Annotated in this window: 15 protein-coding genes, 2 pseudogenes and 1 riboswitch; of the genes and pseudogenes, 4 read left to right on the forward strand and 13 right to left on the reverse strand. The window is 41.2% G+C overall.

Annotated elements, in window-relative coordinates; genetic code table 11:
* Positions 1 to 8: 8 nt before the first annotated feature.
* The 7 genes from pglZ to ACE01R_RS12885 are packed head-to-tail and all read right to left on the reverse strand — an operon-like array spanning position 9 to position 13988.
* Positions 9 to 2633: a BREX-1 system phosphatase PglZ type A gene (gene pglZ, locus ACE01R_RS12855; protein ID WP_395551550.1), complete on the reverse strand. Its 2625-nt coding sequence runs from the start codon at positions 2631 to 2633 to the stop codon at positions 9 to 11.
* Positions 2630 to 4573 carry a DUF262 domain-containing protein gene (locus ACE01R_RS12860; protein WP_395551563.1) on the reverse strand — a complete coding sequence of 648 codons (1944 nt, stop codon included), beginning with the start codon at positions 4571 to 4573 and terminating at the stop codon, positions 2630 to 2632. Before ACE01R_RS12860 ends, pglZ begins: the two co-directional genes overlap by 4 nt.
* Positions 4573 to 8142 carry a BREX-1 system adenine-specific DNA-methyltransferase PglX gene (gene pglX / locus ACE01R_RS12865; protein ID WP_395551551.1) on the reverse strand — a complete coding sequence of 1190 codons (3570 nt, stop codon included), beginning with the start codon at positions 8140 to 8142 and terminating at the stop codon, positions 4573 to 4575. The genes ACE01R_RS12860 and pglX overlap by 1 nt, the downstream gene beginning before the upstream one ends.
* A gap of 49 nt (positions 8143 to 8191) precedes the next feature.
* Positions 8192 to 11866 carry a BREX system P-loop protein BrxC gene (gene brxC / locus ACE01R_RS12870; protein ID WP_395551552.1) on the reverse strand — a complete coding sequence of 1225 codons (3675 nt, stop codon included), beginning with the start codon at positions 11864 to 11866 and terminating at the stop codon, positions 8192 to 8194.
* Positions 11867 to 11906: 40 nt separating this feature from the next.
* Positions 11907 to 12482: a DUF1788 domain-containing protein gene (locus tag ACE01R_RS12875; RefSeq protein WP_395551553.1), complete on the reverse strand. Its 576-nt coding sequence runs from the start codon at positions 12480 to 12482 to the stop codon at positions 11907 to 11909.
* A gap of 16 nt (positions 12483 to 12498) precedes the next feature.
* Positions 12499 to 13110, reverse strand: coding sequence for a DUF1819 family protein (locus ACE01R_RS12880; RefSeq protein ID WP_395551554.1), 612 nt, complete (start codon positions 13108 to 13110; stop codon positions 12499 to 12501).
* Positions 13111 to 13121: 11 nt separating this feature from the next.
* Entirely contained in the window at positions 13122 to 13988 is an 867-nt protein-coding gene (locus ACE01R_RS12885; RefSeq protein WP_395551555.1) for a WYL domain-containing protein, read from the reverse strand.
* 145 nt (positions 13989 to 14133) lie between these two features.
* Here ACE01R_RS12885 and ACE01R_RS12890 point away from each other — a divergent pair.
* Positions 14134 to 15000 (forward strand): annotated as a pseudogene (locus ACE01R_RS12890) (SulP family inorganic anion transporter); the annotation flags it as partial.
* Between the two features lie 86 nt (positions 15001 to 15086).
* Here the strand turns inward: ACE01R_RS12890 and ppa are convergent.
* Both ppa and crcB read right to left on the reverse strand, forming a co-directional pair.
* Positions 15087 to 15611 (reverse strand): inorganic diphosphatase, encoded by a 525-nt coding sequence (gene ppa, locus ACE01R_RS12895; RefSeq protein ID WP_395551556.1) that lies wholly within the window; start codon positions 15609 to 15611, stop codon positions 15087 to 15089.
* 36 nt (positions 15612 to 15647) lie between these two features.
* A complete protein-coding gene (gene crcB, locus ACE01R_RS12900; RefSeq protein WP_395551557.1) occupies positions 15648 to 16028 on the reverse strand; it encodes a fluoride efflux transporter CrcB in 381 nt (126 codons plus the stop codon).
* A 112-nt stretch (positions 16029 to 16140) separates the two neighbouring features.
* Positions 16141 to 16208: riboswitch (Fluoride riboswitch) on the reverse strand.
* A 246-nt stretch (positions 16209 to 16454) separates the two neighbouring features.
* Here crcB and ACE01R_RS12905 point away from each other — a divergent pair.
* The gene (locus ACE01R_RS12905) at positions 16455 to 16784 is read left to right on the forward strand and encodes a DUF4236 domain-containing protein (protein WP_395551558.1); all 330 of its coding nucleotides are present in this window, start codon (positions 16455 to 16457) and stop codon (positions 16782 to 16784) included.
* A 147-nt stretch (positions 16785 to 16931) separates the two neighbouring features.
* Here the strand turns inward: ACE01R_RS12905 and ACE01R_RS12910 are convergent.
* Positions 16932 to 17057: pseudogene (locus tag ACE01R_RS12910) on the reverse strand (HNH endonuclease); the annotation flags it as partial.
* 20 nt (positions 17058 to 17077) lie between these two features.
* Entirely contained in the window at positions 17078 to 18310 is a 1233-nt protein-coding gene (locus ACE01R_RS12915; protein ID WP_168418310.1) for an ATP-binding protein, read from the reverse strand.
* Between the two features lie 434 nt (positions 18311 to 18744).
* Between ACE01R_RS12915 and ACE01R_RS12920 the strand changes: the two genes are divergently transcribed.
* Both ACE01R_RS12920 and ACE01R_RS12925 read left to right on the forward strand, forming a co-directional pair.
* Positions 18745 to 18990 carry a hypothetical protein gene (locus tag ACE01R_RS12920; protein WP_063454489.1) on the forward strand — a complete coding sequence of 82 codons (246 nt, stop codon included), beginning with the start codon at positions 18745 to 18747 and terminating at the stop codon, positions 18988 to 18990.
* Between the two features lie 8 nt (positions 18991 to 18998).
* Positions 18999 to 19322: a type II toxin-antitoxin system HicB family antitoxin gene (locus tag ACE01R_RS12925; RefSeq protein ID WP_063454488.1), complete on the forward strand. Its 324-nt coding sequence runs from the start codon at positions 18999 to 19001 to the stop codon at positions 19320 to 19322.
* A gap of 352 nt (positions 19323 to 19674) precedes the next feature.
* On the opposite strand, the gene ACE01R_RS12930 is transcribed toward ACE01R_RS12925, so the two are convergent.
* The gene (locus ACE01R_RS12930) at positions 19675 to 21330 is read right to left on the reverse strand and encodes an HNH endonuclease signature motif containing protein (RefSeq protein WP_395551559.1); all 1656 of its coding nucleotides are present in this window, start codon (positions 21328 to 21330) and stop codon (positions 19675 to 19677) included.
* A gap of 762 nt (positions 21331 to 22092) precedes the next feature.
* The coding region (locus ACE01R_RS12935) for a hypothetical protein (protein WP_395551560.1) at positions 22093 to 22379 on the reverse strand (287 nt) is incomplete at its 5' end.

The following is a 22379-nucleotide window of genomic DNA, read 5'->3' on the forward strand; positions in this document are numbered from 1 at the left end:
ATTCGTTATCAGAAGAAGTCATCGGTAAATGCCAGATCAATGGTGACCTTATAGCGCTGCATTTCGATATTCAGGTCTTTGTCCTTCAGTACCAGGAAGTAATCTTTCTTACGGTCAAAATCAGTGCCAGACAGTGACAGCCTGACCTGTTTGACCCGATCGGCAACAGAGTCGGTAGTGCTATCAAAGGTCAAGGTTTCTTCACTGGAAACTTTGACATCCCCATCATAAATGGCAATGGATAGGGTCACTGGCATCACCAGTTCACTGACAGCTTCAGTTTGCATCAAATCAAACTTCTGGATGTTATTGACCATCTTCAGCGTAGATTTGGTAGAAATGACCTCAACTTTACGCTTGGTTCGCTGTCCAGCCTTTTCACCACGTAGCTGTTTTACCGTTAGTACCGGCACTACGATTTCCTGAGGCATGATGCCGCCATGCACGAAACGTGAGCCTCCTACAAAATGGAAACGGTTCGCCCCTTTTGGAATCCAGAAATCAGTCGCAGATAATGTGCCTGCCGTAGCTTGGGTTGAGCCTTTCCAGGCTTCCTTGCTCTCCGGCAAGCCATGCCCGATCACATAGCGCTTCTTGCTCTTGAGCGTATTCACCGGTTTTTCGGTCAGTGACGAACGATCCGCGGCTTCCAGTTTACTTTGCTGGAACAGGAAGCCATGGTCGGCCGTAATCAACAGGGTGGAAATATTGAAGTGCATTAAAATTTTGCGGCTGAGTTCGGTCAGCTCTTCAATAGCATGTTCCACGGCCATAAAGGTTTCTGATTCTGTCGAGGCACTGTCTCCCCGGGCATCAATCACGTTGTGATAAACGTAAACCAGATCGTGGTCTTTCAGCGCTTCACGGCCTTCATCACGCGACCAGCCTTTTACCGTTTCAGCGGTAACCGCCAATCCGTTATAGGCTGCCAGAATTTTTGATCGTGCTGCAGTCCCTTTGCTGGATTGTCCATCTACCAGCACATCATCACCTGCGGCCTCTTTGTACTCCAAAGTCTGGTGCGGCAATAACGAGGCCATGCCGAGTGTGGTGTAACTGGGTACCACGCCCAGTTGTGAGGACAGTGTCGCTTCTGAATAACGCTTTTCATTGATACGATCACGCAGCTCTACTGCAGCTTCATAGCGGAAGGCATCACTGATGATCACCACAATACGGCGTTTAGTTGCAGAATTGAGTAAAGGCTTAACCTGAGTTCGATAAAAATTCTGCTGATTTGGAACATCCGCAATTTTCCAGCAATCCAGACGCTGCTCAGCTTCTACACGCTCGCCCCAGTTGCGTGCCAAGTGATCGATATACCAGTAGGCATAGCAATTTTCCACTTCTTCATCGAGTTTTTTCAGGATATCCACATGAGCTCGCTGAGAAGCTGCACTGTAATGGCGATAGGCCATATCAAAACGATACAGCTCCTGTTCATAAGCTTTATATAAGGCTTCGCTGGAGTCGAAATAGAAACCGGCATCAAACTGCTGTCGCAGGCTGAACAGGTCTATAGCCGCCTGTAAAGCCGTATAGACGGTACGATATCGACGGCGTGTCGCATCATCTTTATGTTTGGAGGCCCAATAGCCATCCAGACGTGCAGAAATAATCGTTCTGAAACGTTCCAGTTCAGCTTTGGCTGCTGCAGGGATATGACTGGCCAAATCAACAATGATTTTCTGTTCAATCACTTCAAAGGTCATGACATCCAGCAGCTGCTCCAGATCAAAAGCCCCGACATTCTCCTGAATCCGCAGTGCATTGGCCACGGTCTGGGAAAGCGTATCGAAGGTTGGGTAGTATTTAGAGCTGTCTCGCCAGCGTGACAAGAAGGCTCTGGCCGTTGCACGGGAGCTAACGGAAGACATTACCAGCTCCTGAGCCCATACCGGTACATCGCCCAAGCTTTCACAGAAGCCTGTGGTCATTAACCGGATAAAGAATGCACCCAGCTTAAATGCGGCTTCCCCATTCAGTTCCTCAAGCGATGCCGGATAACCGATTTCCGCCTGTAATGCCGTGACTAAAGCTGGCACCAGTTGGTATTTTTCCAGTTCAGCAAAAGAATCCGGATTAACCTCCAGATCCAGGTTCTGCTGTACCATTTCATCTGCCAGTGCCAAGACTATATGCATCAGCTCGGCACTGTCGGCCTTGACCACAGCAGCGATCATGGCCATATCCAGATCCTGTGCCTCGGCATCAGGCTGGATATAACGTTTTAACGCGCTCAGACGGGCTTTGGCTTTGAGAAACTCTTCACGTTGAGCCAGATGTTCTCTTAAACTTTGTTGCTGTAGCCCAAGCTCATTAAAGATAATCGAGAAACGATCGGCATAGAAGCTGCGTGAATAGAGCTTGATGTCCAGTAGCCAGTCTTTTTCGGTTTCAGGCTCAGGACTTGGGAAATACAGCAAGTATTTACCCTGCTGGTCTTGCAGTTCCAGTTTGAGCTTGATCGCCAGACTCGACTCTTCTGCCATATTCAGAATCTGAACATCATTCAGTTTCAATGCCTGTACTTCGTCGCTAAAGGACTGTTCCGCATCGTACCAAAAGACGATTCGGTGCTGTTCAGTATAAAAGGCTTGTTCCAGACCTTGTTGTAGTTGACTTAAATTCATTCAACCACCTCTAGATCCTCTACTGCTGGAGCAAGTGGAATTTGGTCAACATGTAGCAATTTTGATTTAAATGCATCGTCACCTAAAATAATATTCCAACGATTTTCCATAAACTCTAAAAGAGTAATACCACGTTCGTAAATTTCTTTTGGTGTCCAATCATCTTGAATATTGACTTCATTTTCAGATATAGAACCGTTGTAATATCCCACACCGCGTCCATTATTTTTTTTCAATTCAAATGCATCATTTTGCAACGATGAGTTTTTTGAACGGGATAAAGGCAACAAATTGCCTAGTGAATGGACCAATAATGTTTTTTGTTGGCTATCTAAATAGCCAAATTTATTCATCCAATATGGATCAGTATCTGTTTGTGGGTAGATATGCTCTAATGTGACATGATCCTTCATACGCGAAGTAAATTCTTTCCAATCTAATTTACTTGTAGATTGCTTTCCTTTAGCTTTCAGCGCTTGTTCATACTCGAATAAAAAGTATCGAACCCCATCCCAACGATAGAAACCTGCTTTTTCTAACTCATAGTTTTCAGCAATATATTCCAAAAATTTGTTTGCTGAAAAATGACGTCCTACCCAATTATTTAAGTCATTAACAATACCTTCCGTTGTAATCTTATGATTAAGATAATCTTTCGATTTACTAAGGAAGTTCGAATCACCGGTATGTCCTCTACGGCGACTTAAGGTGAAAATTGTGAAAATATATCGCTCTATCGCTTTAAGTAGCGTATTGGTTTCATCGAAATTATTACCACGACAAAATGCAGCCAGAATAAGTGGTTTAAATGATTTATAACCAAGACGAACCAATCTATCGACTAACTTTTTATTACTGTCATCGTTATAGTCTTTTAAAGGATAAGATGGGTTATGCATGTAGAACCAAGGCCTAACAGCTTGTTGTAAGCTCATGACATAATCATTGATTTCCCCTACGCTTAACTGATCATTGTCATTTTTAGGATGTGTTACATTTTGAACAGTAAATTTTTCATCCAACAAATAGTCTCGATAATCATCACCAGTTTGTCGACTAAATTTAAAGTACATTACCCAGTGATTTCTTAAAAACTCCTCATCACTCAGCAATTTATCTGGATTACGACCTAAATACTCATAAATTGTTTTCCAAGTCGCATTAATATTATTTCGTAATTCTGACCTACCACTATGCTCTGGGAAAAGTGTGGATAGATAAATTAACCTATTTTTTAACAACTCTAGATTTGACAGTGGCTTGCCACGGTTGTTCATTGTTTCAAATGTAACAAATACATCTATTTCTGCATCAATCTCATAAAGATTAAACTTAAACTTTTGCGTCAATTTTTTATAAATTTCAGCAATCTCATCTAACTGTAAAGTTTCTAATTTATCCTTAAAAAATTGCTTTGCTTTTGCAAGATTTCGGGTATAGAAGGTCTGCTCATCATTATTCGTTGCGGATTTCTCTAAGAACACTCCTGTTCTTAGAAATTCATCACTTGGATTATCTTTTTCATATCCAAAAAGATAAGATTTACGCAATCCAGTTGGTGCGATATGCAGGATATATTGCTGTCGAATTTCAGCTACAGTCTGGAAGTTTAATTCAGAGCCTTCTGGAACTGACTCTAGTATGGCTTGAATTAAGATAACTGAAGTCGTTAGGCGTTGTTGCCCATCTACAATATAAAATGGCTTATAGCCTTTACCATCAATAATCCAAAGATCACTTTCCCAACGTTTCCAATACTCATCTGCAACGGGCTCTAAGGTAAGTACACCTGTATAATGAACACGTTCAGGACTTAAATGAATTAAGTCCTCCCAAAAGTCATTCAGTTGATGTTCTTGCCAAGCATATCCGCGTTGATAATCAGGAATTCGAATAATTCTATGCTCGAAAATACTACTTAATGTTTTTAAAGCATTCATCATTTCTCCCCCGTCACTGCTTTAACTTCAGCCAACAAGTCCCCAAACTTGCCATAGTTCACTTTTACCCCATCATCTAGATCCAGTGAAATACGCTGATCGGCATAGTGGCGCAGTTTTTCCTCAAAGCTACTCAGTTCAGCTTGTTGCTTATGTAAATCTTGCAGTTTTTTCTCGATGCGTTTGATTTCAGCCGCAGAGTCACTGCTTTCTTTTGCTGTTTCTAGAGAATTAGCATAGGCAGCCATTTTGGAAATCAGTGGCATGACGTATTCAGTACGCATACGTGCCAAAGTACTTTCGTTATAGCGGTGCAAGTACACCAACGCCTGGAAAGCCCCCTGTTTACCACTGCTGAATAACCAGTAGATCGGGCGCTTTTTATAGGTCTGCATGTGGTCTTTATAGAACTTGCTGGCGAGGTAACGGCGAATGGTGTCTTCAGCGGTTTCGTTGGCTTTTTTATCCAAGCTTTCAGCCAACCACTGCATATTTGCATCCAGTGTGTCTTTACCCCAAACCGCAGTTAAGAACTCTCGAATACGATGCGTTGCATCATCTTCAAACCAGTGCATTTCAGTTAGTGGAATAATACCGTCAGCGTCGGCTGGGAATGTTTGATAACGGCTGGCATCAAAGTCTTGATTGCCTGCATGGGCATAGATCAGACTTGGTTCATCTAAGCTATAACGCCCCATCATGCAGCCAAGTGCATAAGAGACTAAACGCTGGCTGTCTTTTTCACGGTCAGCTCGGGTGAGCGTGATTTGCGCATCAGGCACGTCTGGGGTGAGTTCATCCTGTAAACCATAAGCATCAATAAACAGCTTATTGTTTTCTTCTTCCAGACGTTTCATTTCAGCCACGGCGTCAGCATTTTGCTGTTGCCATGTATTAAACGCTTGCTCTAGATTTGGTTGATTAGCACGAATAATTGGATTTTGATTAAAGTCCCACGAGGTTTCGTAAAAGTCCCAATTAGTTTCAGCAATATTTACAAGTTTAGTAATTAGCTGCTTACTAGAAAAAAGAATTGGCATTTTTTCTATAGATCCTTCACCAAAGTCTAGAGTTGGCGCAATTATCTTTAATAATTCAGATGATAGTTTAGAATTTAGAAAACCTAAAAGTGATAACTGCCTTTCTTCACTCTTATCAACAATTAAAGAGCCATTCGACTCAAACAAATAATCTTTTTTAGAAAGCCTGAAAGATGTTAATGATGATGAAATTTTGGTCCAAGTAATGCCTTCACTAAAATAATATTCTTGTCCTTGAGGACGAGATCTTAATTTACCATTTTCATCAAAATAATTTTTTATTTCATACCCATTATTTTCCCACTTCACTATATGTAATACATTTCCATACCATTTTTTAAACTCGCCACCTTTATTACATAGAACCCATTTATAATTATTTTTATTATATGAGTATATATGTGTTGAAGTAACTTCAAACCAATAGCGTAGAAATAAATCATTATTCCCTGTTTTAAAACCTTGTACTGCCTTAAACTCTTTAGCCAAAGGTGGTAAAGAAAAAATATCTTTGATTGAATCACTAACCCAATAAGCTATAGGACTACTTGGAATTTTCTTAAAACTGTCAGGTTTAGCATTATAAAACCACCCACAATTTGGATTTTTAATTGCTTCTAGTGCTTTTATAGGCTGATCTTCTTGTCTATTAAAATCAACTAGTCTAATAAATGAACTATTGTAGTTAACTAAATGTTCTCTTGAAATACAAAATGCACAGATAGGTACAAATGCTGAGTCAAAGAAAGCATGATATTCAGGCTGGATTAATGATGTTATTGTAGTTTCATTAATCAGTTTTTCTCTTACTTTCTCATAAGATGAAATGAACATCCATACAAACGGTGACATAAAACCTAGCTGACCACTTTCCTTAGTGAGGGAAAGATTTCTTATTATAAATGTTGAAAATAAGTCTTTTTCGAACCCTTTGTAGTTGTTTTTCAAAAACTCTTTTAAATTTTTATTTAAAAATTTACCGCCCATATATGGTGGGTTAGCAATAACGGCATCATATTTTTTAGCTAAGAGTTTTGCTTGTATAACCAAAGGCAATAATTTTTTAGCAGCAGCTTTCTGTAAAGTATCACCTTCAGCCACTAAGTCTTCTAAAGTATTTTGCAAATCAGCAAAGTCTTGTTCTTGGCTATCCATACAGATTAAAGAACCAGAGTTTTTGGCTTCTTTAAACTTTTCTACTAGTTCTTGAATCAAAGTATAACGCGCATCATTGTCCGGGCTACTTAAATCCTTTTGATCATTGCCAAACAGATCGACATGACTGCCTTTTTGCCATGCTTGATTTAAGTTAAGATCTTGCCAGGTTTGATCTGCATCCAACTCAAGACTGTCCTGTAACGCAATGATATTTAGCTTCGGTGGATTGCTAAATAAACGGCGGTCATCCTCACGCGCTTTCATCAATAGCGCAAAACTGGCGAGCTGTGCGGCACGGGTATCAATATCAATCCCGTATAGGTTATTTTCCAGAATCAAACGTGGAATATCACGGCTGCGGTAACCACGTTCTAAATAAATCGCTTTTAAGCAGTCATAAGCTTCCACCAGAATGTGCCCCGAACCACAGGCCGGATCCAGTACCGTAATACTTTCAGGATTTAAGGTATCGCCATCTTCACTGATACGGAGATTAATCAGCTGTTTCAGCTGTGCATTGACTTCATCGGTCTGTTCCGCAGGCTGAATATAGTATTCCCAATCACTGGCTAGGGTACTTTCTGGCTGAGCCATCATCCATAGACGACCAACACTATTCTGCACCAGATATTTTACAATCCAGTTTGGGGTGAAGAGTTGTGTCGCTGCAGGAATATCTTCACTCTTGACGACTTTACCAATCACCTGATCTTTCTTTTCAGAAATATAGAACTGATACAGCCAACCAATAATCTGCACATCCGACCAGTCTTCTTCCGGAATGCTGCTGACCAGATCACGGATCAACGAATCGGTTTTGGTCAGGTTATCCGGTAATAACAGTTCTGACTCATCAGAGACCTGCTCAAACAGTAATGGCATCACCTGATTCAACGCATGACACTGTGCCAGTAACAGCTCACGGTACAATTCTTCGTCTTTATTGCCATCTAGCTTTAACTCAGCCACACGGCTGGTATTTAAACCCGGTAACTCAATATCCAGACATTCTTCCAGAATCTGTGGCAAGCCGGCACTGCCATCGGCACTGCTCAGTACACGGCGGCCATGATCCAGCAACCCTTTGCATTCCATATAGCGAATGGCACAGAGACGATTAAACCAGCTGTAGGCAATATAATTGATGCTCTGCTCAAAACTGCTGGCTTGAATGCGTTTGATCAGCTTCTCACGTGGTTTCATGACGGATAGCGGAAAAACCTGATCGCCAATCAGCAGCAAGTCGCCTTTCTGTTCTGCCGGTAAAATGCGGTCTGCGGTGATGCCATATTTGGCAGCCTGCTTGCGCATCGCTGCGATAAAATCATTTCGTGCTTGCGGTGCGTATTTTTTAATATTACTGGTATTCATTTAAAAACCTTCAATTGATTGCTGTTGTCGTATAGATCGCTAAGCTGAGTTAGCGAATACGCACACGCTTTTTGTCACCCACGATTTTCTTCAGTTCAGCTTTGAGTGCGTCTACAAACTGATCCACCGATTCTTCCGTTTCCAAATAGACACTACTGGAGGTTTTGCTGTAAATGCTGGCGACATCGACTTCCACCACCGGTTTCGGTGGCACTACGGCTGTCACAGGCTGTACCGGACTCGCAGCAGGTGCTGATGTAGCTGGGCTGGAGGCGGTTGCAGTGCTACTTACACTCGCTGCTTTGCTCTGAGCCAGTTGTACCGCTTTGACCTGACGCTGAATTTCTGCCTGAACTTCGCTTTCCAACTCATACAAGGCTTCATCAAAACGCTCGACGCTGGTTTGGGTTTGCAGCATATAGATGGTGGACAGGCTAGTTTCCACTTCAATATCCGTTTTCAGCAGTTGCAGTGGGCGTAATAGCTTGTTACTCAATTCAGCGGTAGCGATGCCACTGTTTTTGATCTCAGCTTCTAACTGCTTGATCTTGTCATCAATGTGTTCTATTGCCTGATTGCGCTTCTCAGTCAGCAATTGCTCATTGACGCTTTCCACTGTGCGAACCAAATCAGCCACTTTATTTAACAGGCCATAGGGCGATTCAAGGGTCGAAATACGGTGTAATTCGGAGAGGGCTTTTTTTGCCACCTCATCACTACCCAGTGCCTGTTTGTTTTTCTCAAAATGACGTAAGGCCTGTTGCAGTTGCTGCCAGCTCGGCATTTGGTTACTGAAGAACTCGTGAATGTCACGATAGTCTTCTTCCAGATCCAGATAGTCGTCCTTGTTATCAACCACCGCTTTAAAGAAATCGAAGCTGTCGCTATTGGTCAGCAGACGTTCCAAAGTCAGAATCGACTTTTCAATCACTTTCTTGCCCGGGAACTGTCCGACATCAGTTTTACTCTTATACGACTTAAAGTTGGCTAACCAAGTCTTAAAATGCTGCAAATAGAATTCAAACAGCTCTTTTTCTGTCGCTGGTCCCATGGCCGAGAATAAGTCTTGGGTCAGTTGGCGTGCCTGTTTCAACACATGATCATCAGTCTGGCGCTTTTTAATAATGGAAACATCACGGCGACGGCGGCTGTTTTGTAAAGGCTCAAAGGCATCTTTTAACTGTAAGCTGCCACCATTTAACTGCAGTGAAATGCGTCCCATTGCCGCCAACTGACCTACCAACAGTAAAATCTCGGCATCTGGCCAGCCATAAGGACGTTTGGCAAAACGATCCACCACATCCGACACCAGAATACGCTCTGTACCGGTTGCACGCAGCGAAATGTACTGCTCCACTTCCTGTAGGGCTTTGGGATTGCTCTGACCGCCATCCAGAGACAATCCGAGCTGCGCCATATCATCCACAGTCAAGACGGCGTTCAGTTCACGCCAGGCATCCTGCTGATAGACCTGCAAATAGCTCAGTTTGGTATAGGTGTTTTCCAGCAAATAACGACAAGCCTCATCCAGCTTGGTGGTTGGACTTGAAGATGAAAGCTGCAGATGTTGACCCAAAGCATAGCTTTCCGCGTCCAGCAGCATTTCCTCAACCCGGGCACGCAGACGTTTTTTGCGTTCCTGGTTCTCTCGGCCACGGTCTGCCAGAATACGGGTGATATCTGACTGGGTGCCATCATCATTTAAACGGATGAATTTATTGGTTTTCAGCCAAGTTCTGAGCTCATTAAAGAACTGCTTGTCATCACCGAGTTTAAAGAGCACCTGTCCTTCAGTACTTTTACCAATACAAAAGGCTTCGCTGTAAAGGTTGTATTCAGTATCCAGCGGAGAAATGATTTCAACTTTCAAATCACTCTCATACTTGCCATCTAGGCTATGGCTATCCAGAAAACGACCCACCACATAGTCCATTTTATTGGCCTGATGGCGGTACTTGTTCTGATCCCGGAGTAAATCTTTAAAAATGAGATTGGCTAACTCTTTATTTTCTTCTGAAGCAGCCAGATCCGTGGCTTTAATTTTTCGGGTGATATCACGTTCTTCATTGGTCAGGAACAGGAACTCATCGCCATTGCGGGTAATCAGGCTTTCTTTTTCCAGACGCAGCAGGCTTTCTTCAATACGCTTGCGTAATGCCAGCTTATCTTCGTCGATTTTCTCAATGGACAAAGTCACCAGGTTATCCAGTGTGCCTTTGATGATATCGACATAGCGGATCATGAACAGGGTACGCAGCATCTGTACATCAAAACCATCCAGGGTCTTATTCTCACCGGCCTGGTCGATGGTACGCTTCACTGCTGTATCCAGAAATCCTTCTACTGAGCTGTAGAACCGGTGGAATGGCACCAAAGCCCCAACCTCATCTGTTCCAATGGCTTTAGCGGCCATCTGGAACGCATCCAGCATAGATCGCTCACCATAGGCCAGGTGTGCACCGGTCGCACCGACTTTACGGATTTCTTCAAAAACTTTCTGCACCAACTGAAAATGATACGGCGCAAAAGGATAGTTATTCACAAAGCTGTCAGGACCATCGAAATTCTTCAGTGTTGGTCCTGAACGGTCAAAGGTAATCTGGTTTTTAAGGATATCGCCCTTTTGCTCAAACACCGATCTGAGCAGGGCTTCAGCTTCCGGCGTCTTGCGCAGTAAACGTTTCTGGATAACTTCATCGGTATTGGAACTGGAAAGTGATAAACGGGTTTTAAAACGTCCGGCAATCTTGGAGAAGTCATTGGCTTTGGAAGAAGACAGCTCGCCTAAAACGGCGTCGATGTCCGCTTGTGAGGTGACAATAATCCAGGCCCGACCTTTACAAATGGTACCCAGGTTTTCAGTAATGGTCTGCAGGGTCAGCATCAAGCGGGTATCGCTACCAATAAACTGTCCCACTTCATCGACCAGGAACAGCATCCGTTGCTGTGGTCCTTTGCTGTCCAGGTATTCTTTCACCCACTGACAGAAGTTTTCCACCGAAACACTAAAGGTTTGCTCAGAATCTTCAAACCATTTATGGGCTGCTTCAGCGGATAAGTTCAACGCCTGAGAAATCGCTGTTTCAACATCATCCTGATAAAACTGAAAGCCATCACGTTCATCTAGCCAAGAAAGACCACTGGATTGCTCAAAAGCCTGTTTAAAGCTTTCATACACCCCTTTCTGACTCAGGTGGCGCTCCATATGGGCAATGTGTGGATGATCCGCGCTAAAACCCTGATACTCGTTAAACACCCGTAAAAACACATTCAGGATCGGATTGCCATCGTCATTGGAACTGGCTTTACTGTCGATGTTAAACAGGATGACATCGGCATGATGGCTGACGGCCTTGCCAATATCGGCACGGATAAACGCATCACGGATTTTAGTTTCATCAAAGAACTCGGCGGCGCTACGCTCCTGACCTTCAGCATCGCTTGCCACTTTATTGGCCAGAATATAGGACAAGGTTTTCAGGAAATGCGATTTACCTGAACCAAAGAACCCAGAAATCCACACGCCGACACGATTGGCAATCGAAGGATCACTGAGATCCGTACCATAAGACTGGAAAAAGTCACGAAAATGCTTTTCCAGCTCATTGGTGACCACGTACTCATCCAGCTCCTGGTAAACCGTGGCATTATCATCCTGATCTGCCTTCACCACCCCGTTAATTGCACGATCTAATGGCTTGTAAAAAAGTTCTTTAATATTCATATCAATCAATTCCCCGAATTTTTATCGCTATTGGTCGTGCTTATGGCACTAATCTGAAGGCTCTGTAGTAATTGTTACTTGGGATTTTTCCAAATAAACTCATGGCCTGACCGTCGTAATAGCCCGGATAAAACAATACGACTGGTTTATGCCCCAGCAACGAATGCAAACTGTTTAACAAATGATGTGCACGTAATAGTGGCCAAACTGCCCCCACCCCGGTCATCAACACTATATCTTGCTCATTGGTGGCATATTTGCTCACCAGATACGGCGCAAACTTATCCATATGCAATGGGCCTTTTAGTGCTTTGATGAGCGCCTCATCGCCTTTGGCTTTTTGCATCTGGATGGCTTTATCAATGAAGTTACGCTCTGTCAGATAATCCACCACTGCTTGTAGCAGATTGATATTCACCACCTTCAGCTGATTGTGTTTTTTCTCCAGCATCCCTTCTAGAAAATGAATATATTCGCGGACTTTCAGCTCATCTTCAGGCGCATAATCAAAAATCCAGAATCCAATTTCATTGCCTAGCCCCTGACCGGTTAAAAATTCGGTTGAAATAATTCGCTCTGGAATCTGATTCAGACGCTCATGTATTGCTTGACTCATTGCTGCCCCTCTACAACTACCGCGTCCATAGCGACACTTCCATAGATCTTTTAATACGTTGTTTATAATGTTCTTCCAACAGGCTACGAAGCTCTGCTCTGACGATCACACGCTGTAATTCCAGCGTACGGGTACTTTTTAAGTAACCGACTTCTGCCAGCATACGGAATACCACTTGCCCCATTTTTTTCTTGCTGGACTCTTTCCATTCGCAGATATCTGGATCGCGTTGTGAGCGTTCATCCAGAAAGTCTGACCAAATATAACTGTCCAAGTGTTGAGCCTGGGAAATATAGGCTTCTCGAAGTACCGTCTCCATAAACTCAACCAGTAAAAGATTGCGTTCTAAAGCCCCACAAAAAGCCACCTGAGTCGCCAGTTCATCGTCCCCATCACGTAGGGCTTTCCAGAAATCAGGCTCTAAGCGCTCCAGACGCTTACGAATAGCGGTGGCATTGCGTTGTGCTGAAGCCATGGTTCTTTTTTGCAAAACATTTTCAACCTGAATCGCCTGATGCCACTGCTCTGTGGTCGCTTCTCGCAATAACAGATCCGCGATCAGCCGACTTTCACGCACCATCAGTGAACCACCGCTCAGGTCACTGTCATAATGAAATTGATCCATCATGGCCAATCTCCTTATGACGCCTGATCAAACAGAGAAGACGACAGTTTTTCGATATCTGAACGTTGTAACACCAGAGGATATTTCAAGGCATCTTCCGCCTCAGCCAGTGTGATCGCAGCCTGATAGCGCTGCAAGGTATAGTGAGCCAGGGCTTTTTTGACCGAAATCTGTAATCTGCCATCCGGCATGCCAAAGTCTTTTTCGACCAGGGCTTGTTGTGATTCATTCAATTTGGGATTAGGCATCAGGGTCAACATAATTTCTTCATGCCATTGTTGATCCTGAACAGGATCTACTGCATCAATCGCCACCACAACAGGTGTGCGATCAATCCTGGAGAGTAAAAAGTCCTTAAACTGCTTGCTCTGATGGCAATAGGCACGAACATGCCAACGGAATCCGGTATAAACTAGGGTATGCGGGGAAATCATGCGCTCATGCCACTGTGGTTGATGCATTGAGGCATAAATAATTCTGAGACAGCTTCGTGTTCGACAGGCACGCAACACTTCCCTGATGACTTCAGGACGCACACTGCGATCGGGTAACTGTACCGCTGAGAGATTCGGTTCTGGTGTCGCAATCAGGGCATGTGATTCACTGACCAAACCCGAGAGCATGTTGAGATACTCATTGATATGCGCTGTAGTCAGTACCGGTTGAAAACTGGCTTTAGGCACATAGCCTTTTACCGATGGATCATGAATCAAGGCATCGGGGTTATACAGCGTATTATAGCGTTTGATATCAGCAGAAGCCTGCTGTCGACTAAGCCCAAACCAGCTCATCAAGCGATTGGTAACCAAACGACCTTCCCAGTATGCAAGCAGCTCGATCGCTCGCATTCTTAGAAGGACTTCATGCTTATCTGTCGTCATATACCAATCAGTCAATAAATAGCAGTTTTAAGATTACCCTACAGCAAATATACAGTAAAGATTTTTGACGGTATTTTAAGGTAGTATTGCAATCACCAGATAAAAAACATACTGAGTCTATATTGGGACAGTCGAATAGTGATGTATGGGAGCTTTACCTGACACACTTCCAATGTTCTTGATTCCCAATATTCCTTTGAATATTGAAACATTGATGATCATTTTGCCGTATTCGTTAGCACTGGCGGCTGTTGGTTTGTTGGAATCGATGATGACCGCCACAATCGTAGATGAAATGACCGACACCCCAAGTGATAAATTCCAAGAATGCAAAGGACAAGGTATTGCGAATATTGCATCTGGTTCCATGGGTGGTATGGCAGGTTGTGCCATGATTGGTCAATCCATGATTAATGTGAAGTCGGGCGGTCTCACTCGTCTATCAACATTCTCAGCAGGCATCTTCCTCTTAATCTTAGTGGTCTTTATTAGTGACTGGCTCAAAGTCATTCCAATGGCTGCGCTAGTAGCTGTCATGATTATGGTTTCAATAGGAACATTCGAATGGCGTTCTATTACCGAATTTAGACAGAATCCGCAAAGCAGTAATGTTGTGATGATTGCTACAGTAATTGTGGTAGTTGCGACTCATAATTTAGCATTAGGTATGCTGACAGGCGTTTTATTGTCGGCATTGTTCCTGGCGAACAAGTTAGAGAATGATATTCGTGTGGAATCTAGTTTAGAGGGTACGCATCGCTTATATGACTTACATGGTCAGATCTTCTTTAGTTCTTCTGAAAAATTCATGCAGGGCTTTGACTTTAAGGAAGATGTTAAAGAGGTGATTATTGATTTAACTCATGCTCATATTTGGGATGTTACATCAGTCGCTATGCTTGATTCTGTAGTAAGCAAATTTCAAAAGAATGGTGTCAATGTGACTGTATGTGGTTTAAATGAAGCCAGTACAAATATGATTGATAAATACGGAACACATGCCAAGGTTTAATAATTAAAGCGTGGATGAAAATCCACGCTTTTTGGATTTCGCATAACATAAAAAAGGCATCAAATTTGATGCCTTTTTTATTCAAATTATTTGTATGCTTGGATAGATTTCAGAATCTCTGTTCTAGCTTCTTCAATATTTCCCCAACCATTAAATTTCATCCACTTACCCTGTTCTAAATCTTTGTAGTGTTCAAAAAAGTGCTTCATTTGCTCTAATTGCAGCTGTGGAAGATCATTAAGGTCTTTAACATTGTTGTAGAGTGGTGTCAGCTTAGAATGCGGCACTGCAATAATCTTTGCATCAATACCGGCTTCGTCTTCCATGTACATTACACCGACAGGTCGGCTACGGATCACAGAACCTACTGCAACAGCATGTGGAGCTATTACAAATACATCCAACGGATCACCGTCTTCGCTTAATGTCTGAGGGATATAACCGTAATTGGAAGGATAAGACATTGCTGTACTTAGGAAGCGATCAACCAATAAGGCATCATATTCTTTATTCACTTCGTACTTGATTGGTTTTGCATTTGCAGGAATTTCAATGATGCTATAGAAGTCATCTGGTGGATTGATACCTACTTTAACTTTTTGAAAGCTCATGATTTTTTACCTTTTACGATTTTTAAGTCTAAATTCTTAATGTGTGGTTGCTAAGTGGTATGTAAATATTCCCAATATAGTGAATATCAATGAACCAATTACATGAATGGCTATGGTTGAAATAGCATATTCCAATTTTGAACTCTGCAATAATGCAACGACTTCGATTGAGAAAGTTGAAAATGTAGTTAATGCCCCACAGAAGCCCGTGACGACAAATAATTTATAATTCGGGCTTATTGAGCTATTTGAAAAAAATGATACTGCTAACCCGATGATAAAAGCACCAATTAAGTTAACAATTACTGTTCCGAAAGGGATATTTTCAAATAGGCTATTAAATTTAAGGCTAATGCCCCAGCGTAGCCATGCTCCAAGCACAGAACCACATGCAATGGATAAGAGAGGGAGATACATGATCGCTCCTACTGTTGTGCAGTAAGAGATAGATAGGAAATTTTATGAGGGAAAAACATAGTGCGGCTCCATTTTGTAAAAGCAGAGCACGCACCTACGTACCCTGCTTGAGGGAAACGTAGGTATCATTAGCCAGAATTGGCGGTTTGTATAAGGAGGAATACCATCTCCTTTGATTTTTGTATTTTAGACTTCTTAGAAGAATTATCAACTAATTTAAAAAGTGTATCTTAAAGATTTCCTAAAATTAAGATAATACGGATTATTTGAAGCCTTGTTGTTATAGATCTTGAGTCTGAAAAATTATTTATCGAAAAATGACACAGGTTGAGTCGCAATATGATGTCATTATGGTTCGTTAAAAAACTAAGATACTGATTTAATTATCATGCTAATGACAAGCTATGTGTCATTTGACGGGGAAATATGGGCTTTAGATTTCGCAAGAGTATTAAACTGCTACCCGGATTAAAAGTTAATCTGACACATAAGGGCATCAGCAGTGCGAGCATTGGCAAACCCGGTGCTTCTCTAAATATTGGTAAAAAAGGTACTCGAACCAGCGTGGGTATTCCAGGAACAGGACTCTCTTATTCCAAGCATCGACCTTACACAAAGAAACCCAATGACCCACAGCATTCCTCTCAGCAACCACCACCATTGAATAGCCCTAGTATGGAAACATCCAGATCAAATGTCTGGCTTTGGGTATTTTTTGGAATATTTTGTTTTATTGTGGGTGCTGTCATTTTTTAGCAAAAACAATATTATATTTTGATCAAAAAAAAATGCCCACATGGGTGAGTGGGCAAACTAAGGATATTAAGATCCTTCAGAAACTACAGCACGATTCTCGCTACTACTATATCTGTTATTTAAATAAGCGACTGTGGCTCAATTATGATGATCTGACTCAATCGAGTCGAGGTAAATCAATCCATCACAAATGGAGCAGACATTATGCTTGAGCACGCTCTTGGTTAATGCTGAAAAGTCCTTGGGCTTTGGCTTTGATCGAGAAATTGGATTGTCGATGCCTACACTCCACTTTACTTATTTTCAGACAGCAACCAATCGAGAGCGTTCATTTTTACAATACCATTATAATTGGCTTCAGTCCCTATCGTGTCTAAGGTAAGTAAATACTTGGGATATGAATCAGAAATTTTCTGTAATGGACGTAACTCTCGGCTTAGTGTCTCCTCATTGAGGGTTTCTAATGCCACCTGATAATAAGTTAAATTCTGTAAAGTATCGACAGCAACAAAATCAATTTCATATTCATCAACCCGCCCTACATAGACCGTATAGCCTCGTCTGACAAGCTCAAGATAAATCACATTTTCTAAGATATGACCTTGATCAGCATTAGCATCAGGCAACATAATGCGGCGCAATCCAACATCAACTAAATAGTATTTTTCAGAGGATTGTAATAACTCACGCCCACGTACTTTAAATTGTGCGGCGCTATAAAATAGCAAACTGTCCTGTAAGCCCTGAATATAGCGTTTTACTGTTTCAAATGAGATTTTAACCCCACTTGAAACAAAGGTATTTTTAATTTTATTGATGGAAATGGGTGAGCCTGTCACGCTTGCCAAATATCTTGCGACACGCTCAAGAGAGTTAATATCGGCCGTATTCAAACGGGGAATAACATCTTTAAACATTACACTGGCATAGACTGCTTGCAAGTAATCATAGGTTTCCTGCTGGCTGGTCATGGCAAGCGTATAGGGGAAACTACTGCGCGTGTACATGGCATACAAATCACGATTGGATAATTGTTGGATGATCGGATTATTTTCAATATGCCACTGTTTAAACTCTTGGAATGACAAGGGTAAAACATGTTGCTCGATATAGCGTCCTGTGAGTAACGTCGCAAGTTCTCCACTCAGAAAGAATGCATTTGAACCGGTAATATATAAATCGATATAATCCCGAACATATAAAGAGTCGACTACTTTTTCAAAATTGGTAACATGCTGTATTTCATCTAAAAAAACATAGTTTTTCTTGCTTTCATCAACTTTTGACAGTACATAATCATGTAGTTTGCGGTAATCAGTGAGTTCTTCAAATTCCATAAATTCAAAGTTGATGGCAATGATGTTTTCGGCTTGTACACCCTGTGCTTTTAAGTCTTGTTGAAACATCGCCAGCAAGGTGGATTTTCCAGAGCGACGTACACCCGAAAGCACTTTAATGACATCACGGTTTTGCCATGTATTCAGAAATTTTAAGTAGCTATCACGTCGAATATTAGTTTTTCTCATTGTTTATACTTAAACTCTAAAGTTTTAATTTATTCTATCAAAGTTTAGATACCAAGTGAAAACATATTTAATTATAAAGAAAGTTTCTAGTTCATGTGAAATATTTAAAATTCTAAACTGCTGTTATAGCCGTTTAGAGACGCTAATCACGACAAGCTCCAAGATACCAGGTCTACTCTTTAGACGAAATTTGGTAGGTTTTTTTATCGAAGACATCAATCCGAATTCTGTATTTTTGATTATTGATGCTCCCTTTTATCTGCTATACAAATTGAGTGAATAGTAAATTGCATATTCCTGTGTAAATCTCCCCCCCTATTCCTATTTGCACCCTACCATTCATTTCTGTTTGTATAAGCAACTAGGCATGTCAAACTCTTGATTAATGGTATCAATATTGATACTATTAATCATTGGCACTATTGAGTATTTAAATGGCAAATCTTGATCAACTTATAGAACAAATGCGGAATAATCCAAAAAATATCCGCTATGTCGATTTACTCAAGGTTTGTAAGCAATATTTTGGTGAACCAAGACAAACAAGTGGTAGTCACACGGTATTTAAAACACCGTGGCAAGGCGATCCTCGTATTAATCTTCAAGATGATAGCGGAAAGGCTAAACCTTATCAGGTTAGGCAAGTATTAGCTGCACTTGATAAACTTAAAACATTGTGAGGTGTCAAATGGATAGCAAACAATTTACTTATCGTGTTACATGGTCAGCAGAAGATAATGAATATGTTGGTCTATGTGCCGAATTTCCGTCACTGTCTTGGCTCGATGCAGAACAATCTAAAGCATTCTCAGGGATTGTTGATCTTGTTGCTGAAGTTGTAGCAGATATGATCAGCAATAATGAGAAATTACCTGTACCGCTTTCAGAAAAAAAGTATAGCGGACGGTTTGCTGTTCGTGTTCCATCAATGGTTCATCAAAAACTAGCACTTGAAGCTGCGGAGCGTGGTGTGAGTATGAATCGTTTGGTATCGGCAAAATTGGCTATGTAGTTTTATATCTTGATGGTCTACTTGGAATGGAAATGACTGGTAGACCATAAACAAGAATAGCTGGTTGGTTTATCTAATAATTTGCAGTAAATGGAATAAAAATTTATCTAGACCTATCTACACATAATTTTTAGCAAGAATAGCGTTATATTTTGATCAAAAAAAATGCCCAGAGAGGGATCAATGGGCAAAACTAAGGACCTTGACGGTCATTCAGAAACTACAGCTAACTTCTAGCTATGATTCTGCACTGAATTAAAAAAAGCTACACTGGCTGAATATATCAAAAGTTAAATCATGTGATTTATCATTAATTAATACACTTGAGAAAACGAGCTCATAGCCCTGCTGATTAATACAATAACTCACCAAACAAATCCGCTCTGATCTCTTCTAAGCTGAGATCTGATTTCATTCTATTACAGAGTGGATGAACCAGCAGACCATTCTCTAGCACCCCTTGGCCACCTGCGGCTTTGGCAATCCGATGATCCGATTCAGTAGAATCGAGATAGATTAATCCATCACAAATGGGGCAAAAGTTATGATTACCCACCAGAAAATTGTGCTTAAGCAAATTTTTGGTTAATGCTGAAAAGGCCTTGGGCTTTGATCGAGAGATCGGGCTAATCGATTCCACATATCCGACTACATGCTCTACAACCCCATCATCATAATTACCCAAAAATCTTTCAGAGTAAAACTCGTTAAAGTTGATGTACTTAAAAGCCTTTGACATCGACAAAATGAAGGTATTCAGGCATTCTTTATCTTTAAAATCAATATCCATTTCTAGGCTTAAACAGATAAATGCCTTATAAACGATTTGCAGTCGATCATAGCCTTTAATACCACTCCCGAACTTGCCGACCGTTTCAGTGATAGCCACTGGAAAATTGGCAATCAAGAATTCAATACTACTGCGGACGCGTGTAAACTCTTTAAAGCTAATCGTTCTATGATGAATCTGCATGATGCTTTCATGAATTTCAAACACAATAGCAAACCATGCGAGAAAGGAAGTAATCTGAAAACGCTGGTCTTTATAAAAATATAAGAATGGATGTAAACCCAAACTCGGAACCCCAGTATTTTTTACAGGAGTTGCCATTCTGCAAAGGATCGTAAACAGATGCGACATGAGCTTTTCAACGCGTTCACCCTGATTCAGGCTCATAATATTATGAATCTGATCACCCGCAATGATATTCATGAGTTCATTGACCAAGCAAATTTTTTTGCCATGACTCATTTCAGTGTCTAATAAGATGGTAGAGAAAAGCAGCTGATGGATCTTCTCCCCCAACTCGATCAGCTCATTTAAACGTGTATATTGAAGCTCTTCTAAATTGGATTTATTGTCATTGATATAGCAACAGGCATAGATCGCATAATATGCATCACTCCCCCGACTTCTTAGATGATATTCCTCATATTTATCCAGGCGTTTAGTATCTGAGTTAATTGATTGAAATACGCGTCGTGCATCTTCTGGAGTACCAAGCACTTGCCTGAAACTGATTTTAATATCTTCTAATTTGGACTTTTGTTCTGCAAATTTGGCATCAGTACAAATTTTTTGGAAGTCAGCCAGATCCCCTAAATGATTTCGGAGGTAACGAATATCCTCTTTCTGTTGGTCATTAAAGTTAGGTGCTTGATTGACTTGTTCATCAGCAAAATATCGATTGATCCACGCATAAATACTCGAAAGACGATGCGCCCCATCGATAATATAAATGTTGTTTTTGATATCTTTCCAATACAAGATACACAAATTGATATTCTGATCTTCTGTGCAATCCTCAATAAAGTTTGCAATTTCTTGCACACTCCAATATTCAGTAGAGCGCTGATTATCGGCTTTGAATAAACATTTAAGGATTTCGTGTCGGGCAAAATCAGTCAGTGTGACCTCAAAATTGTCTCGTTGCTTTGAAGGAGACATTTCTGCTAGTGACATGACTTTACGCTGAATAATATTCGTTAGTAATCGTGTTGGACCCATTTTTATTTTCTCCAGGCAGCACTTTCCTATATTCGATAAAGTACGAAATTTGAAAGTGCATATCGTTCAATTTGGTTAAAGCGATGAATTAAATGACCGTCAATATTCGGTCAGCGCTAACAAAAGAAACGTAAGAGAAATGGGGATTTGAGATAATAAAATGTTCATGCTTAATTCCTGTAGTTTAGAGTTTACTATCTACAACCATCTTTTCCACAAGATGGAGGTAGACCAAACAGGGGTGGAAATACCGCACTACAGAAGACGGCCAGTCATAGACTGCCCTGCCTGGCCTACCACAATGGCAAGCTAAGCATAATAAGCACAAAAAAACCGCTAAAGCGGCTTTAATGCTTCTGTAGTAATTTCCAGGTTTCCACGCCTGATTACAGATTTTGCTGTAATGTAGTTATCATATTTGTATCTTTTACTTTGGTCAAACCAAATTAGACTTTTTTATTCACTTTCTGGTGGTGTTTCAAATTTAATGCTGGCTTATTTTTTAAAAATTTTAACCGAAAAAATCCCTGTATTTTCAATACCTCCAAGGATGCCTATTTAGCTCAAAATCTATGCAGCATACTTTTTGAAGCACTAGCTACATTTATTTTTTAATTCTATGAAAGGACCTCAATGAATTAAAATCATGAGAATAATTAAAACAAAAAATCAAATTCGCGGAAACCCAGGCCTTTGCTTGGCAAATCAGATTTTGACAAAGCAAAGGCCTGGGCCCCTTAAATTGAACGATATCTGCTTAGGCTATTCCCATAAGGAAGGGTGTTGTACAGCTTCCAGTAGCAAATCAAATGCAAGAGATAATGTGATGTTTTTCTTGCTTTGTTGATCGATAAAATAGACGTGAATCTCACGGCTTTTTTGCGTGAGATCCACCGGATAGTTATCGTACTGCAATTGGACATCCTCAGGGGCACTGTTGCAAATAGGCTGACGTGATAAGCTAAATATCTTATTTATTTCGAGATACAGCAGATGAATCCCTTCCACGGTCGGCACTTTCAAGGTGAAATCATTCTTTGGGCTGTTCG

The organism is Acinetobacter sp. BSP-28 (assembly GCF_044130285.1).
GTDB lineage: Bacteria > Pseudomonadota > Gammaproteobacteria > Pseudomonadales > Moraxellaceae > Acinetobacter.